The organism is Halotalea alkalilenta, from assembly GCF_001648175.1.
In the GTDB taxonomy this organism is placed as follows: Bacteria; Pseudomonadota; Gammaproteobacteria; order Pseudomonadales; family Halomonadaceae; genus Halotalea; species Halotalea alkalilenta_A.
The window spans coordinates 3,534,978-3,551,946 of record NZ_CP015243.1 but is presented as its reverse complement, the minus strand read 5'-3'; the positions used below and the strand labels follow the sequence as shown (position 1 = coordinate 3,551,946).

General features: G+C 61.7%; 13 protein-coding genes. 8 read left to right on the top strand and 5 right to left on the bottom strand.

Features of this window, described 5'->3' with window-relative positions:
• Nucleotides 1-195: 195 nt before the first annotated feature.
• The 3 genes from betA to betI all read right to left on the bottom strand — a co-directional run bounded on the left by betA (nucleotide 196) and on the right by betI (nucleotide 4,174).
• The gene (gene betA / locus A5892_RS15880; protein WP_064123615.1) at nucleotides 196-1,896 is read right to left on the bottom strand and encodes a choline dehydrogenase; all 1,701 of its coding nucleotides are present in this window, start codon (nucleotides 1,894-1,896) and stop codon (nucleotides 196-198) included.
• Between the two features lie 171 nt (nucleotides 1,897-2,067).
• Nucleotides 2,068-3,537, bottom strand: coding sequence for a betaine-aldehyde dehydrogenase (betB, locus tag A5892_RS15875; RefSeq protein WP_064123614.1), 1,470 nt, complete (start codon nucleotides 3,535-3,537; stop codon nucleotides 2,068-2,070).
• A 46-nt stretch (nucleotides 3,538-3,583) separates the two neighbouring features.
• Nucleotides 3,584-4,174 carry a transcriptional regulator BetI gene (gene betI / locus A5892_RS15870; protein WP_064123613.1) on the bottom strand — a complete coding sequence of 197 codons (591 nt, stop codon included), beginning with the start codon at nucleotides 4,172-4,174 and terminating at the stop codon, nucleotides 3,584-3,586.
• A 235-nt stretch (nucleotides 4,175-4,409) separates the two neighbouring features.
• Here betI and A5892_RS15865 point away from each other — a divergent pair, with 235 nt between their 5' ends.
• From A5892_RS15865 to bla, 5 genes are all read left to right on the top strand, one after another.
• The gene (locus tag A5892_RS15865) at nucleotides 4,410-5,762 is read left to right on the top strand and encodes an esterase-like activity of phytase family protein (protein WP_082890512.1); all 1,353 of its coding nucleotides are present in this window, start codon (nucleotides 4,410-4,412) and stop codon (nucleotides 5,760-5,762) included.
• Between the two features lie 157 nt (nucleotides 5,763-5,919).
• Nucleotides 5,920-6,117, top strand: coding sequence for a hypothetical protein (locus A5892_RS20345; RefSeq protein ID WP_150123577.1), 198 nt, complete (start codon nucleotides 5,920-5,922; stop codon nucleotides 6,115-6,117).
• Nucleotides 6,118-6,451: 334 nt separating this feature from the next.
• Nucleotides 6,452-6,727 carry a hypothetical protein gene (locus A5892_RS15860; protein ID WP_150123576.1) on the top strand — a complete coding sequence of 92 codons (276 nt, stop codon included), beginning with the start codon at nucleotides 6,452-6,454 and terminating at the stop codon, nucleotides 6,725-6,727.
• A 187-nt stretch (nucleotides 6,728-6,914) separates the two neighbouring features.
• Complete coding sequence (locus A5892_RS15855; RefSeq protein ID WP_223302705.1) at nucleotides 6,915-8,336, top strand: MFS transporter; 1,422 nt, start codon at nucleotides 6,915-6,917, stop codon at nucleotides 8,334-8,336.
• A 94-nt stretch (nucleotides 8,337-8,430) separates the two neighbouring features.
• The gene (bla, locus tag A5892_RS15850) at nucleotides 8,431-9,261 is read left to right on the top strand and encodes a class A beta-lactamase (RefSeq protein WP_411431767.1); all 831 of its coding nucleotides are present in this window, start codon (nucleotides 8,431-8,433) and stop codon (nucleotides 9,259-9,261) included.
• Nucleotides 9,262-9,348: 87 nt separating this feature from the next.
• On the opposite strand, the gene A5892_RS15845 is transcribed toward bla, so the two are convergent.
• Complete coding sequence (locus tag A5892_RS15845) at nucleotides 9,349-10,245, bottom strand: LysR family transcriptional regulator (protein WP_064123609.1); 897 nt, start codon at nucleotides 10,243-10,245, stop codon at nucleotides 9,349-9,351.
• A gap of 244 nt (nucleotides 10,246-10,489) precedes the next feature.
• Here A5892_RS15845 and A5892_RS15840 point away from each other — a divergent pair, with 244 nt between their 5' ends.
• From A5892_RS15840 to A5892_RS15830, 3 genes are all read left to right on the top strand, one after another.
• On the top strand, nucleotides 10,490-11,458 hold the full coding sequence (locus A5892_RS15840; RefSeq protein ID WP_317627721.1) for an SDR family oxidoreductase: 969 nt from the start codon (nucleotides 10,490-10,492) through the stop codon (nucleotides 11,456-11,458).
• 8 nt (nucleotides 11,459-11,466) lie between these two features.
• A complete protein-coding gene (locus A5892_RS15835) occupies nucleotides 11,467-12,879 on the top strand; it encodes an NTP/NDP exchange transporter (RefSeq protein WP_223302704.1) in 1,413 nt (470 codons plus the stop codon).
• A 241-nt stretch (nucleotides 12,880-13,120) separates the two neighbouring features.
• Complete coding sequence (locus A5892_RS15830) at nucleotides 13,121-15,889, top strand: hypothetical protein (protein WP_064123607.1); 2,769 nt, start codon at nucleotides 13,121-13,123, stop codon at nucleotides 15,887-15,889.
• Between the two features lie 27 nt (nucleotides 15,890-15,916).
• Here the strand turns inward: A5892_RS15830 and A5892_RS15825 are convergent, their stop codons facing one another.
• Complete coding sequence (locus A5892_RS15825; protein ID WP_064123606.1) at nucleotides 15,917-16,966, bottom strand: EscU/YscU/HrcU family type III secretion system export apparatus switch protein; 1,050 nt, start codon at nucleotides 16,964-16,966, stop codon at nucleotides 15,917-15,919.
• Nucleotides 16,967-16,969 lie beyond the last annotated feature (3 nt).

Genomic DNA, 16,969 nt, shown 5'->3' with positions numbered 1-16,969 from the left:
GCTTGGGACGCCCCGTGGGACACGGTGCCATTCCGCTAGTGTTCAAGCGTACTGGTTTAATGTGGGCAGAGTAAGGAGGGATTGCGCAGAGATGGTGGTTGGCTTCAGTCTTGCGCTAGATGCACCGACGCCGCCCAAGCGAAGCCCGGGCGGCGTCGGTGCCGGCAGCTTCATCGAAGGAAGCGCCGGGAGCGATCAGCTCGGTACCGGACTCAGGTCCACCCGCGTCTCACCGATCGCCTGCGCTTTGTAGTAGCCGGCGGTGCTCTTTTCCAGTGGCTTGCGCCCGCGTACCCGATCGGCGAGCTTCTCCGCCATCATGATGGTGGTGGCGTTGAGGTTGCCGGTGATGATCAGCGGCATGAGGGAGGCATCGATCACCCGCAGCGCCTCCAGCCCATGGACACGCCCCTCGCCATCGACCACGGCCAGCTCGTCATTGCCCATCCGGCAGCTGCCGCAGGGGTGGTAGGCGGTCTCGGCATGCGCGCGAACGAAGGCGTCCAGCTCGGCATCGGACTGCTTGTCCTCTCCGGGAGCGATCTCGCGGCCGCGGTAAGGGTCCATCGCCGGCTGCTCGATGATCTCCCGGGTCAGCCGGATCGCAGAGCGGAACTCCTCCCAGTCGCGGGCATCGCTCATGTAGTTGAACAGGATGCTCGGCGCCGCCGCGGGGTCGCGCGAGCGCAGTTTGACCCGCCCGCGGCTTTTCGAGCGCATCGAGCCGACGTGGGCTTGAAAGCCGTGTGCCTGCACCGCGCTCTTGCCGTTGTAGCTGATCGCGATCGGCAGGAAGTGATACTGGATGTTGGGCCAGGGCTCGGCTGCGTCGGTGCGCAGGAAGCCACCGGCCTCGAACTGGTTGCTGGCGCCTATTCCGGTGCCGTTGAACAGCCACTGCGCACCGATCTTCGGCTGGTTGTGCAGTTTCAGCGCGGGATAGAGCGAGACCGGCTGCTTGCACTCGTACTGGATGTACATCTCCAGGTGGTCCTGGAGATTCTTGCCGACCCCGGGGAGGGCATGGACCAGCGGGATATCCAGCTCGGCCAGCCATTGCGGGTCGCCCACTCCGGAGCGGCTCAGGATCGCGGGAGAGGCGATCGCGCCGGCGCAGAGCAGCACCTCGCGGCGGGCGCGAACCTGCTGGCGTTGGCCGTGCCTGTCGTACTCGACGCCGGTCGCGCGCTTGCCTTCGAACAGTACCCGATCGGTGGTGGCATGGGTCTCGATAGTCAGGTTCGAGCGCTTGCTGGCCTGGTCGAGGTAGCCTCGCGCGGTCGAGGCGCGACGTCCCTGCTTGGTCACCGTGCGGTCCATCGGGCCGAAGCCCTCCTGGTGGTAGCCGTTGAGATCGTCGGTCTCGGCATAGCCGGCCTGCACTGCGGCATCGACGAAGGCGCGGTTGAGCGGATGGTCGTCGACCCTGGACGTGGTCACCGACACCGGGCCGTCGCCGCCGTGATACTCGTTGGCACCGATGTCGCGGCCCTCCGACTTCCTATAGTAGGGCAGGCAGTCGGCGTAGCTCCAGTCCTCGAGTCCGGGCTGCTCGGCCCAGTTGTCCAGGTCCATCGCGTTGCCCCGGATGTAGCACATGCCGTTGATCAACGACGAGCCGCCGAGTCCCTTGCCGCGCCCGCACTCCATCCGGCGGTTGTCCATGTACGGCTCAGGATCGGTTTCGAACGCCCAGTTGTAGCGCTTGCCTTGCAGCGGGTAGGCCAGCGCCGCAGGCATCTGGGTGCGAAAGTCGAGGCGATAGTCGGGACCGCCGGCTTCGAGCAGCAGCACGCTGACTTCGGGATCCTCGGTCAGGCGCGCGGCGAGTACGTTGCCGGCCGAGCCTGCGCCGACGATGACGTAGTCGAATTCTCGAATCGGTTGGGTAGCCATCTGTCTGTCTACTCCTTGTCTCGGGCGCCGGCGCCTTGCGTGGTTCGTCGACCCCACTCGAGGGGGTGTCGTCCGTCGGCGCTGGATGTCATGGAAACCGGGCCGCGCGGGCCGCAACGATATAGCGATCTGAAGTGGGCGCCGCTCGGCGGCGCCTGGGTCGGCCTAGGGTCAGAACGCGCTGGGGAAGGGGCCCATCTCGATCAGTACCGACTTGTGCTTGGTGAAGTGCTTGAGCGTCTCGGCACCATTCTCGAACCCGACTCCCGACTGCTTGTAGCCGCCGACCGGCATTTCCGCCGGTGACTCACCCCAGGTGTTGACCCAGCAGATGCCCGCTTCGAGGCGATGAATCACCCGATGGGCACGGTTGAGGCTCTCGGTGAAGACGCCGGCGGCGAGTCCGTACTCGGTATCGTTGGCGCGGCGAATCACTTCCTCTTCATCGTCGAAGGCGAGGATCGAGAGCACCGGGCCGAAGATTTCCTCGCGGACGATGCGCATGTCGTCCGCGCAGTCGGTGTAGACGGTCGGTGCGACGAAGGCGCCAGCGGCGAGCGCGCCCTCGCGCATCCGCTCCCCGCCAGCCAGCAGCCGCGCGCCATCGGCCTGGGCATGGTCGAAGTAGGCGAGCACCTTCTCCATATGCTCGAAACTCACCAGCGGGCCGAAGTTGGTCGCGGCATCGAGTGGATCGCCGGCCTTGATCCGCTGCATCCGCTCGAGCAGCTTGGCTTCGAATGCCGCCTTCACCGTGCGTTCGACGAAGACCCGGGTGCCGTTGGTGCAGACCTGGCCGGTGGAGAAGAAGTTGGCGACCATCGCCGCGTCCACCGCGCGGTCGAGATCGGCGTCCGCGAACACGATGAATGGGGACTTGCCACCCAGCTCCATGGTCACTTCCTTGAGCGTCGAGGCGGCGGAGGCGGACATCACCTTCTTGCCGGTACCGACCTCGCCGGTGAACGAGATCTTGTCGATTCCCGGATGCGCGGTGAGCATCGCGCCGACCTCTCCCGCGCCCTGGACCACATTGAACACGCCCGCCGGCACCCCGGCCTCGGCATAGATCTTCGCCAGCTCGATCGCGGTGAGCGGCGTGACTTCGCTCGGCTTGAACACCATCGCATTGCCGGCGGCGAGCGCCGGAGCGGATTTCCACAGGGCGATCTGGATCGGGTAGTTCCATGCGCCGATCGCGCCGCAAACACCGATCGGTTCGCGACGGGTATAGAAGAAGGCATCTTCGCGCAGCGGCTGCTGGGTGCCTTCGATCGCCGTGGCGAGGCCGGCGAAGTACTCGAGTACGTCGGCGCCGGTGACGATGTCCACCGTCAGGGTCTCGGCCAGTGCCTTGCCGGTGTCGAGGGTCTCGAGCCGGGCCAGTTCATCGTTACGCGAGCGCAGGATGTCCACTGCGCGACGCAGGATGCGCGAGCGCTCCATCGCGGTCATCGAGGCCCAGACCCGCTGGCCGCGCCGGGCGGCTGCCACTGCGCGATCGACGTCGGCCTGGGATGCCTCCTGGACCTCGGCGAGAGGTTCGCCGGTGGCCGGGTTGATCGTCTCGAAGGTCCGGCCGGAGGTGGCATCGACCAGCTGACCGTCGATGTAGAGCTGAAGGGGCGGCAGACTGCTCATGGGGCGACTCCCTGGTGTTCGTATGTGTGCGGTGGTGCTTAGGCGGTCACGGCTTGCGATGCAGGCAGTCGCCGGCATAGCGGCGCGCGATCCGCACTGCGGCATCGACATCGAAGCGCTCTGGCATCAGCGCGCCGCGAAGCCATAGCCCGTCGATCATCGCCGCCAGGCCGCGAGCCGCATCGCGTGCCTGATCGAGCGGCAGTTCGCGGTTGAACTGATGGCAAAGATTCGAATACAGCCGGCGATCATTGACCCGCTGCAGCCGCTTGAGCTGCGGCCGGTGCATGCTCGAGGCCCAGAACGCAAGCCAGGTCTTCATCACCGACTCGCTCAGCTGGGTGCGATCGAAGTTGCCCTCGATGATCGCAACCAGGTGCCCCTCCACATCCTCTACGTCGAGCAGTGCGCGGCGGCTCGCCACCGCTGCGCGCAGCTGGCTGAGGATGTGGCGCATGGTCGCCTCGAGCAGGCCGTCCTTGCCGCCGAAGTAGTGGCTGATGATTCCTGCCGAGACGCCCGCCCGCTGCGCGATCCTGATGATGGTGGTGTCGTGGAGACCGAGCTCTTCGATGGATACCAACGTGGCTTCGATCAACTGCTTGCGGCGGATGGGCTCCATGCCGACCTTGGGCATCTTGTTTCTCCTGGCTCGCGGCGACGCCTCGGCATCGACCGCGTTGGCCATTAGTCTATAAGAATTATATTGAACGATCAATCAACAAAGATCGAGCGCTGGCGAAAGGCCATAGACTAGCGCCGAAAGGTCGCCGATGGGGGCGACATCAAGCTGTCACCCCGCCTTCCTATAGTGCCGCTTGGATCAATTTCTCCGCCCCGATCCGAGGGCTGCTCAAGCAAGGAGGGAAGACGTGGACTCGATCAAGAACGGCCTGGCGCTATCGACTGGGTGTCTGCTGCTCGCGCTGAACGGGGCGGCACTCGCCCAGCAGCAGGTATCGGCGGTGCTGGCGGGTCATGCGATCCTGCCGATGGAGGCTCGTTTGGAAGTTCCGCAGGATGCGCCCGACGACATGAGGATCAGCGGCAAGTACACCGGCGCCGAGCGGGTCATGGAGCTGGGCAGCGTGCCGGGTATGTCCGCCGACCGTCCGACGGGGTACGGCCTGCCGATCGAAGGCCAGCCTTTGCAGGGGCACTCGGGGATCAAGAGGATGGCGGACGGTACCTACTGGGTATTGAGCGACAACGGATTCGGTAGCAAGGCCAACTCCCCCGACGCGATGCTCTATCTCAACCATTACCGGATCGATTTCGACGACGGCTCGGTCACTCGCCTGGATACCGTGTTCCTGCACGACCCGGATGGAAAAGTCCCGTTTCATATCGTCAATGAGAGTAGCGAGAAGCGCTACCTCACCGGCAGTGACTTCGATCCGGAAAGCTTCCAGTTCGCCGGCGGATGGCTTTGGATCGGCGATGAGTTCGGTCCTTTCCTGATCCAGGCCGAGCTGGACGGCAAGGTGGTCGCGGTATTCGAAACCGAAGTGGACGGCCAGGTGGTGCGCTCCCCCGACAGCCCCCGATGGAGATCGCCCGGCACGCCGGATGGCGAACTGGATTTCCAGGTCTCGCGTTCGAAGGGCTTCGAGGGAATGGCGGCGTCGCCAGATGGCCGGAAGCTCTATCCGCTGCTCGAGGGCGCGCTCTGGAACGCGGCGGAGCAAGCGTACGAAAACGAGCACGGCAAGCGCTATCTGCATCTTTTGGAATTCGACGTCGAGCGTCGGGCCTGGAGTGGGCGCAGTTGGAAGTACGTGCTGGAAGACGACGGCAACGCCATCGGTGACTTCAACATGATCGATCCCGACTCCGCACTGGTGATCGAACGGGACAACGGCGAAGGCACTGCCGATCGGGCATGCGCGCAAGGGGAAGCCACTAGCGGGTGTTTCAGCAACGTCGCGCGGTTCAAGCGCATCTATCGGATCGACTTCTCGGACGCCGATGTGGGACAGCCTGTCGAGAAAACCGCCTACGTCGACCTGCTGGACATCCGCGATCCAGAAGGGGTGGCGCGCAAACCGTTGAACGATGGAAGGTTCACCTTCCCCTTCTTCACCATCGAGAATGTCGATGTCGTGGATGATCGCCATATCATCGTAGGTAACGACAATAACTTCCCCTTCTCATCCAGCCGCGAGCCTAACCTGGCGGACGATAATGAATTCATCCTGCTCGAGGTAGGGCGGCTGCTCCAGTAGCAGCAATGAATCAAGCTCGACAAGCGGACCGCATCGATCCGGACCGCCGCTCGAGGTGCCTTTATCTACGACCTTTGTATGCGGCCCTAGGTCGCCTTGATCAATGACCACTTTCTTTGTGAGGATATAAGGGTTTTCCACGATCGAGGTGACCGTCATGAGACATCGATTCGCAGTAGTCGAGGTATCCCATGCCAGCGGGAGAGACGGTATGGGCCACCGAACGTCGGCGACTTGGCATATCGAGGACTTGAAAACCGGGGAGCTGATAGAGGGGCCCTTTGATTCCCAGCTGGCCGCTGAGAGATGGCTCGTCCATCTGGATATATCGAAAAGGAAAGAGAAGAAGGCGTGAAGAAATCCGGGCCGCAGGGAATACATGGTCTTGTCAGGGCACACTACCGGCCATCCTGGTGGATGGTGAGTAGCGCTATTGTCAAGAAATGAGCCGCGAAGCGTCGCGCTACGTTTCATTGATTTCCGGTTCGATCTTTCAGTTTCAACTTTTCGTTTAACTCGGTCATTTCAAATCGTCGCGGCTTTTGTCGGCGGCAATTTCTTTCGTCCTCGCAATCTCCAGTCCGTGCTCGGCTACTGATGCCGCTGGGCATTGCATGGAATTGTGGATAGATGCCCAGGAGCGCAGCCAGCATGGTGGGAGTATCCTTTAGCGCATTGGGAGCGAGGCGTTGGCCGATCGTCAGACGGGTGTTCTGACCAGTAGTGCCATCCAGCCATCGCGAGTCGGGAAAATGCGCGATCAGAGGGCAAAAATGCAGATCATCGCGGCGATACTGGGCGCACTGATCGGACATCTGTTGGCAGCGCTGGGCAAGCGCTATCTGCTTACCAAAAGGCGCCGGATGGCAATGCGCGCGCACCCGGAGCTCAGGATATGGGTGGCCTATGCGGAGATCATCCTGGGTTTCATCGGTTTGGCCGTGGGACTGAATGTAGTGGGATAAGGTGTCGGGCTCATGTCAAAGCCCGTTCGCGTCCCTCGATGCTCGTTCCAAGCCTGTGGTGAGCTTGTCGAACCGCCCTCGGGACGAACGGGGAAAAGAAAACCATGGCCCCGACGCTAGCTCCCGACCCTTCGATATTCGATGCCGGTACTCATTTGCCACTTTAGTTCAATCTACCAAAGGGGTAGTGGACGAGTATGCTCTGGCGAAGGAAGCTGTTCTCACAATTAAGGCACCAAGCTCAATGACCACACTAGCTCCACCCGCATCTCCCTCCGCCCCGGCGAAGCCTGCCAGCTTGAGAAGATCGGTATCCAATACGTTGAAGGGCTCGGCGGGGAACCTGGTCGAGTGGTACGACGTCTACGTCTACTCCGTTTTCGCCATCTACTTCGAGTCGCAGTTCTTCTCCTCCGAGGACAAGAATTCCACGCTTTACGTATGGGCCATCTTCGCCGCGACCTTCCTGATGCGGCCGATCGGTGCCTGGTACTTCGGTCGGTTTGCCGACCGCTACGGTCGCCGTCTGGCGTTGACCGTTTCGGTGACGATCATGGCCGCGTGCTCGTTCGTCATAGCCCTGACGCCGACCGCCGCGACCATCGGCGTTGGCGCCTCGATCGTTTTGCTCATTGCACGCCTGGTACAAGGATTCGCCACTGGCGGTGAATATGGCACCAGCGCGACCTACATGTCCGAGGCAGCCATTCCGGGCCGGCGCGGCTTCCTCTCCTCGTTTCACTACGTCACCCTGGTCGGTGGGCACGTGCTGGCGCAGCTGACGCTGCTGGTCATGCTGACGTTCCTCGACCTCCCGCAGGTTTCCGAGTGGGGCTGGCGGGTGGCCTTCGGTATCGGCGGCGTGGCGGCGATCGTGGTGTTCTGGCTGCGCCGCTCGATGGATGAGTCGCTGGGGGCGGAATCGATCGAGGCTGCGAAATCCGGCGGGGCGCGGGCATCCGGCTCGCTTTACGAGTTGGTCGTCCACCAATGGCGCCCGCTGCTCTTGTGCTTTTTGATCACGGCCGGCGGCACGGTTGCTTTCTATACCTATTCGGTCACCGGGCCCAAGATGATCCAGAGCGCTTTCGCGGGCGGGGACGTGATCACAGGCACCGTTTTGAACCTGATCGCGCTTACGCTTCTGATGGTGCTGCAGCCGCTCGGCGGCTGGCTGTCGGACATCGTCGGGCGTAAGAGCCTGCTGGTGTTCTTTGGCACGGGTGGTGTGCTTTACACCTGGTTCCTCATATCGGCACTGCCGCAACAGGATGACTGGCTCAATGCCTTCGTGATCCTGGCGATCGGATTCGTGATCCTCACGGGCTACACCTCGATCAACGCCGTGGTCAAAGCCGAGCTGTTTCCGACCCACGTGCGCGCCCTCGGAGTAGGGCTCGGTTACGCGCTGGCCAATTCCGCATTCGGTGGTACCGCACCGCTGCTCTACCAGGCCGCGCTGAGCACGGGTTACGTGACGATGTTCGTGATTTACGCCACCGCGATCATTGCGGTTTCCCTGTTCGTCTACGTCTTCTTCCTGAAGAACAAAGGCAAGAACTGGCTCGACCACCCTGCTATGGGTGAGCAGGTCAAAGCTTCTCGCTGAGCATGACTCGCACCTCGGGTGATGAGCGTCGGCTCATCACCCCTGCCGGGCACTGACAATGAAATTCTTCACTTTGCTGCTGGGTGTCACTTTGATGGCATCGACGGCCGGAGGCATGGCGCAAGCCGCTGACGACGCCGTTCTTATCAAGGCGCGCGAGATCGAGCAGCGGCTCGAGGCACGCGTGGGATTGGCCATCTACGACACCGGTAGCAATCAGAGTTGGCTTTACAAGGCCGACGAGCGCTTTCCGATGGCGAGCACCTTCAAGGCGTTCGCCTGCGCCACGCTGCTTCATCAGGTGGATGCGGGCGGGCGCGATCTCGACCAGACCGTGGCACTCGCCGAAGTCGACTTGGTGCCCTATGCGCCGGTGATGGAGAAGTTGGTCGGACAGCGGGTGAGCCTTGGCGAGCTCTGCGCCGCAGCGATGCGCACCAGTGACAACCTGGCCGCGAACAAGGTGCTGGATAGCATCGGAGGACCGCAAGGGGTGACGGCGTTCATGCGCAGCATCGGCGATGATACGACCCGCCTCGATCGATGGGAGCCGGATCTCAACCAGGCGACTCCTGGCGACGTGAGGGACACGACGTCGCCCGCGGCGATCGCCACCTCCCTGCGCGAACTGGTGCTCGGCGACACACTGTCCGCTTCGTCGCGAGCGCGACTGACCGCGTGGCTGGTCGAAAACGAGGTCGGCGGACCGCTGTTGCGCTCGGGCATTCCCCAGGATTGGCGCATCGGTGACCGTACCGGGGCTGGGGGATACGGATCGCGCGGCGTGGTCGCGGTGATCTGGCCTCCCGAGCGCGAGCCGATCGTCGCGGCGATCTACATTACGGGCACGAATGCCACGATGGATGAGCGCAACGCGGCCATAGCCGAACTGGGCGAAGCCTTGGCTGCAGCTGCCAGCAGATGACTTTCGACGTCCACGCCGCGCCTGCCACCATTAGCGCACGCCACTGTGGCGGCTGCCGAAAAAGGCAGCGGTAGGCTATCGAGCGTGTTATTGGGCGTCATTCTTCAGGAAATCCACGAACGCCCTGAGTGGTGAAGGCATGTGCCGGCGGTCATTGTAGTAGAGGAAGGGACCGTCGAATGCCTGCCACCAGTCTTCAAGCACCGGTAGAAGCTTGCCCTGATCGATCATCGGCCCGAGGTACTCTTCGAAGGTGTAGATAATCCCCACGCCGCTTACCGCAGCGCCCACTTCCAGGTCATGGGCCGAGGACAACAGAGGCCCCTGGGGCGGTATACGGACGATGGTGCCGTTGTTTTCGAACTCCCATACGCCGAGTTTCCCGCTTTCGAAACGATGACCGATCAACCGGTGGGTGAGCAGCTCCCGGGGGTGGGTTGGGATGCCATTTCTTTCGAGGTAGCCGGGGGAGGCCGCGGCGACGAAACGCTGCCGTCGAGGGCCAATGGGCACGGCGATCATGTCCTTGGCCAAGCTTTCCTCATATCTCACACCCGCGTCGTAGCCTTCGGCGATGACATCGATGAAGGTGTTGTCCATCGCCACTTCGACGTTCACCCCCGGATAGCGCTCGAGGAAAGCGGGTATCAATCCCGGCAATACGAAACGGGCGACTGGAACAGGCGCATTGAGCCGAAGCGTGCCGACCGGGCGCTGGGTATGGTCGTCGAGATCATTGAATGCCGCGCTTATTTCCTCGAGCGCGGGTCGCAGCCGCTCCAGTAAACGGGTCCCCACTTCGGTGGGAATTACACTGCGGGTCGTACGGTTGAGCAGCCTGATCCCCAGATCACTCTCCAGGCGCCGAACGCAGTCACTGAGTGACGAGGCCGAGATACCTCGCTTCTCCGCCGCGGCCCGAAAGCCGCCGGCCTCCACTACACAAGCGAACAGGGCAACGTCACTTAGATTAGGTTGGCGCATTGTTCATACTCCAAGTGTGAGTTGCAATTGTACGGTTGGGCGCACACGTCATCCATTTTTATGGGGATTATCAGTAGTAATCCAGACGTTAACATTGCCTTGTTCCAGCGCACGGCCTTGCAATTATGCAGCGGCTGATCGAATCCCAACCGAGCGTTAAGGTCGAACGATGACAACTAGACGAATGGTCTCCATACGCGCTGCCCGTTCAGCGTGTCGACACAGCTTCGTAGCATTGGGCTTGGTGGTGAGCTGCGTTCTCGCGGCCGGGAACGCTGTTGCCCAGAGCGCGCCCCAGCCGGATTGGAGCCTGGCGGACATGCCGTCGCAGGAAGGGCGAATCTTTCTGGTGACCGGCGGCACCAGCGGCATGGGGTATGAAGATGCCAGGGCCTTGGCCCTTGCAGGTGCTGAGGTGGTGATCGCGGCCCGCAACCCGGAGCGAGGCGCGGAGGCGATCGAGCGTATCAGACAGGAGGTGCCCGACGCCCAGTTGCGGTTCGAGGCGGTTGATCTGGCCAGCCTGGCTTCGGTTCGCGCGCTGGGTGAGCGCCTCAACGCGACCCTGCCTCGCCTCGATGGGCTGATCAACAATGCGGCGATCATGGCGCCTCCTGAGCGGGCTGAATCGGCTGACGGTTTCGAAATGCAGCTCGCCACCAACTACCTGGGGCACTTTGCTTTGACCGCTGAGCTGCTGCCGCTGCTGCGTGAAGGCGACTCCGCTCGCGTCGTCACGTTGTCCAGCATTGCCGCCGCCCGTGGCAGCATCGACTTCGATGACCTGCAATCCGAGCAAAGCTACGATCCCTATGGGGTCTACGCCCAATCCAAACTGGCCTGCCTGATGTTCGCGTTCGAGCTGCAGCGGCGCAGTGAGTCTGAAAACTGGGGCATACGAAGCATCGCCGCCCACCCGGGTGTTGCGGTGACCGAGCTGGTCGAGCGAGGCCCTGGGCTTGACAGCGATTTCGGCAACAACTGGGCCAGGGATCGCGAGCGCTACCACACCCCCGCGCAAGGGGCGTTGCCTACCCTGTATGCCGCCACCGCGCCCGAGGCACAAGCCGGTGCTTACTACGGCCCGATCGGCGAGAACGAACAGCGTGGACCGCTTGGCCTGGCCACCGTACCTTCCGCCGCGCAAGACGCTGAAGCCGCCAGTCGTTTATGGGATATCTCCGAACAGCTGACCGGTATCAGCTATCGCTGATGATCCCGATGATCTCGTCCACCCTCTTGATGCGGCGCCTCGGCGCCGTCATCAATGCCGAACGTCACGAGGTGATGCCCGCCCTGGTGGGATTTTTGCTGTTTTTCTGCCTCTTCAGCGGTTATTTCATGCTCCGGCCCCTTCGCGAGTCGATGGGCATCATGGCGGGTATCGAGAATTTGCAGTGGCTGTTCACCGCGACATTTTTCGTCATGCTGGTGACCGTCCCGATGTTCGCCTGGCTGAGCTCGAGAGTACCGCGCCTCCACTTCATCGATTGGGTATACGGATTCTTCTGCCTGAACCTGCTGCTGTTTACTGGTTTGTTCCAGTTCGCCGGCGAAAACATCTGGCTGGCGCGGGTGTTCTACGTATGGATCTCGGTCTACAACCTGTTCGTGGTCTCGGTGGCCTGGAGCCTGATGGCGGATGTCTTCGATGGACGTCAGGCCAAACGTCTGTTCGCGTTCATCGCCGCCGGCGCAAGTGTTGGTGGCTTGGCCGGGCCCGCGGTGAGCGCGCTGCTGGTGGGGGAGATCGGTCAGGCCGGGCTGGTCCTGCTCGCCGGAGTGCTGCTCGGCATCGCGCTCGCGCTCAAGTCACCGCTGATGCGCTGGCGCGAAATCGGTGGTGCCGGCAGGCAGGGCGCGCCACCGGTGGAGAGCACCCGTCAACCCGTGGTGGGCAATCCGTTCAGTGGTTTCACCCGGGTCATGCAGTCTCCTTACCTGCTGGCGATCGCGGGTTTTGTCGTATTGCTCGCCACGGTGGCCACCTTTCTCTATTTCGAACAAGCGCGGCTCGTCGCTGAGCGCTTTCCAGACCAAGCGTCGCAGATCAGGGTATTCGGCATCATCGATTTCATCGTTCAGGCTGGAGCACTGCTGTCCCAACTGTTCATCACTGGACGCATAGCTCAGAAGATGGGCGTGCGCACCCTGTTGGCGATCGTCCCGATGGTGGTCTGCGTCGGCTTCATCGGACTCGCCCTGGCGCCGAGTTTTGCCCTGCTGGCAGTGCTGATGATCGTTCGACGCATCGGCGAGTACGCCTTCGTCAGGCCCGGGCGGGAGATGCTGTTCGCCCCGCTGGACGCAGAGAGCAAGTACAAGGCCAAAGGCTTCATCGACACGGTCGTCTATCGTGGCGGCGACGCGGTCAGTGGATGGATCAAAAGCGCACTGGACATGCTTGGCCAAGGCGCCGTGCTGGTGGCGTTGGTCGGTGCCGCCTTCGCGCTGCTCTGGGCAGCTCTAGGCTGGCAGCTGGGCAGGCGAGCCGACCGCCTGAGCAGCGGTGATCGCGGCAATGGCCCCGATGGGGGAATGCTGGCGCGGCCACCGCGCGCGAACGCTCTTCCATGTAAGAGAAGGCAATGTTTCTTATCCAAGCGTTTTTCATTGTCTCCCGATCAAGGATGAATACTTTTGCATAGAACATATTAGCAATAGGAGGCATAAAGGGGGTTACGGGATGTCGCCAGCGTTAATCGGATTTTTACATATCGGGTGCAAATCGTTTCAGTTGCAAAGAAAATCTTATTGACACCATTTCTGATCGAAAACACTTTCTAATTAATAGCCACGGAGAATCCGCTCTCCAGCGCTTGGTCGGTATTTGAGTTCATTGCAATGAAGTTTCGATCAGAACAAGGAGAACGATATGGCCGCATCCGTCGATGCCTCCCTCCCGACAGCGCCCAACCCAGCGAGTACGCAGAGCAGCGAAGACAAGTGGGTGGATGCGGTGCAGTCCGCGACGACGTCGAAACAGACCGAGAACGCCTCGAGCAGCGAGACGCCTTCGCCCAGCGAAGCCGAGGCGGATGCTTCGCTCAATGTCGATGATATCCGCGATAAGTACGATATACCTGACTTCACTGGTGATGGTCTGATGGAGACCAAGCTCCATGGCAGCACCACGGTTGGGCAGAAGGCGGCCGAGCAGTTCATCGAGCGCATTCGCAACGATGTCGATGATAGTAAGCTCGACGAGAATTCCGACGAGGCCAAACTGGTCGACTTGCTCGATGCGCAAGGTGCCACCGACAACGGCTATGAACTCTATGGCTACGTCGAGCTGATCGAAAGTGGGGGTAGCACATATCGGGAGTCCCAGACCGATCCCACCCGCCTCACCGGCGATGATGTCACGCAGATCGTCGATGAAGAAAAGCTCGCCAAGCAGATCTCCGAGCTGATGCAGGAGGACGGGATCAGTAAGCGCTATGACCAAGCGCTGAAGGACGCCATCGAAGGGGTGGATCAGTCCACTCGCGATGAGATCGCCGACAAGGTCGACAAGGCGCTGTTCGAGGACGATGGAAAAACGCCCAACTTGTCGTTCGAAGACTATGTCATCGCGATCAAGGCGAAGGCGAGCAAGGAGGGTGACGACAAGCTTTCTGAAAGCATCCAGAGCGAAGTCGACCATTACTTCGAAGCCCTGCAGGCGCTCGACCCTGAGCGCTACAAGTCGCGCAAGCAGGCCTTCGACCAGAACATGATGACCCACCAGCTGGATGGCTACATGAGTGACCCCAGCTCGATCAAGAACGAACACGCCGATACTGGGCTGCGCAGCACCATCGACATCGTCCAGCACGGAATCAACGGTGCTCTGCAGAGTCTGGACAAGGGCAGCAAAGCCTATGATCAGTACAAGCGCCTCATTGACGAGCTGCAGCTTTTCAGCGGCAAGCTCGAAGGGATAAAGGAGAAGGATGGGGCGGTGATCTACCGGGCGATGATGTACGCCGCGCGGGTACAGGGTGCCGACAGTCAGCTGATGGATAAAGTGGTGGACACGCAGCTCAAGGAGCTCTCCGGCAACAGGAGCGAGACCGCGGGAGCGCTCAAGAAGGTGCTGTCGGCGAGCAGCAGCAGCGGTACGCTGGGTGCGATGACTGGCACCATGAGCCTGGTCAGTGCCGGTGTGCAGCTCTCCCACGGCGGCTGGGAGGGAATGAGCGCCGACGATCGGGTGGCGGCGGTAAGGGATCTGGTCGGAGGGCTCAGCTTCACTAACGACTTCGCCCGATTCGGCTCCAATATCATCACGCAGCTAAGTGACAAGAATGGTAAGCCTCGTATCAACGCTGCTGGCTGGCTGGGCCTGCTGGACGATAATTTCCCCGACATCTTCAGAAAGAACAGCAGCGCCGACGTCAAGACCGACGCAGTAGCGAAGAAGATCTCCGAGAAGGTCAATGATACATCCGACGAGATCAAGCAAAGCGGCAACAATCTCAGCTCGCTGAGCGAGGAACAGCGGCGGGATTACGAAAAGACCGCCGAGGCATTGGGCAAGGAGATCGGGGCTACTAGCTCGAGTGAAGACAAGCCTTACACCGCAAAGCGTGTTGGTTTGAGTTTCCTGCGTTACATGGGAGGGGCGGGACTCGATACCACCGGCGGGGTGATGGACATCGTGACCGGGGTCAACAAGTTGAAGAATGCCGATAGTGAACTCGAACGCGCCGGTGCCGGGCTCAGTATCGGTGGAGGTTCCTCGACCACCGCGATGGCGATCGCCAATACCGTCTCCATGTTCAGCTCCAAGGGCAGCCATCTGGCAGCCAAGCTCGGCAGCGACATCGGCACCAAGGTGGTCAATGGACTGTTCGCTGGCAGCCGCTTCGCTGGACCTGTACTTGGTGTGGTCGGGGCCGTGTTCGGCATCGTCGGGTCGGTGATCGCCGAGGCGATCAACCATAAGAAGATGCAGAAGCTAACCGACTCCCAGGGACAGTTCTTCAAGGATCTCTCCGGCTACGGGGTAACCAAGGATGACTGGGGAGACAAGCTCGAGTATGCGCGCTATGCCGCCTACATGTATGGCGGTCGCGATGCGCCCGATGACCAGTCGATCTTCGACTATCAGAAGCAGGAGTGGCAGCACTTCCAGGATACCGAGGGCAAGCGTGGCAGCTCGCTTGCGCGCCTTGCCCCCTACTTGCACAAGGATGGCGATTTCGGCCGCGAGAGCCTGTGGGAAAAACACCTGCAGGGCGGTACTACGCGCATGACGGCCAAGGACCATATCTCCAAGAGCGACGATTGGCGCCCATTCGTCGACACCGACCTCGATGTCGGTGAAAAGGTCACGGTGGATGAATACCGCCGCAGCGCGGTCAGCGAGTATTTCGACGCTGATTTCTACCGCGAACACGAAAAGTCGCTGCAGGTCGTCGATAGACTATGGGACGAATGGAACGGTAAGGACGATATCGTCAGTAAGGATGACCTCGAGAAGATCAAGGACGACGAGAGCAAGTCTCAAGAAGAGCGCGATGCCGCGCGCTTTCTGTACGAGCAGAACGACTTCTTCGATGCCCTGGACACGCTGCATAAAGGCGGCGACGGCGATGGCAAGATCAGCACCAACGACCGCCGGGACTGGCTCGATGCGAACGAGGTCAAGCGCGCCTGAATCTGTCTCGACCACCAGACTCGATCGTCAGACCAGCTTCGCTTCGACCAAAAGGTCGGCCACCGCCTGGAAGGTGCCTTCGGGAATGGGCTCTCCATTGCCGGCTCGCTTGGCGACTCGCGCGGCGAGCGCCGGTTGGCCAAGCAGCGGCAGGCGGTGGCTGCGGGAATCCGCGTAGAGCCCGGCCGAGCGTTCGGGGTCGGCGCGACAGGTCACTATCGGCACCGGGGTCTCGCCGCGTACGTAGCGGACACCGACCATCCAGTCGCCGGGCGCGCCGATCAGCAGCGAAGTATGTTCGATGCCCTGGCGTGCGCCGGTCGCATGCATGTCGCGGCGGCGACGCTGGCGCTCGCGTTTGAGCAGGGGGTCACCCTCGCTGTCCTTGCGCTCGCGCTTTTGTTCGCTCTTGGTCATCCGCTGGTCGCGTCGGAACAGCCAGCGCTGCAATAGCATGTCGAGCCCGCCGACGATCATGAAGGCCAGCAGTGCAGTGATCACCAGCGGCTTCAGCAGTGCCAGGAAGCCGTCGGCGATGCAGTCGAACCCGCACTGGGGAATATCCATCAGCATTTGCAGCGCGAAGCGGAAAATCACCACCATCGCGCTGCCCAGGGCGATCATCTTGAACAGCGATTTGAGCAGTTCGATCAAGCTGCGCAGTGAGAAGATCCGCTTCAATCCTTCGACCGGGTTGATCCGCTCGAACTGGGGCTTGAGCGGCTCGGTGGAGAACACCAGTCCACGGATGATCGCCAGGTTGGTCAATAGCGATACCACGATCGTCACTGCGGTCAGCGGCAGCAGCAGTTCGACCAGCGTCTCGCCAGCCTTCGCCTGGATGCGCGGCCAGAGCAGGGCGAATGGCTGCTGCCAGGCCTCAGCGGCGAGCTGGAACAAGCCGACCAGGCTCGCCACCAGCTGCGCAGCGGCGTAGCCGAGGTAGAGCGTCGCCGCCAGCATCACCATCGCGGTGACCATGTCGGTGCTGTTGTCGACCTGGCCTTTCCTGCGCGCGTCGCGGAGCTTCTTCTGCGACGCCGGGAGTGATTTCTCCTCGCTGCTCCGTTGGCTCATGGC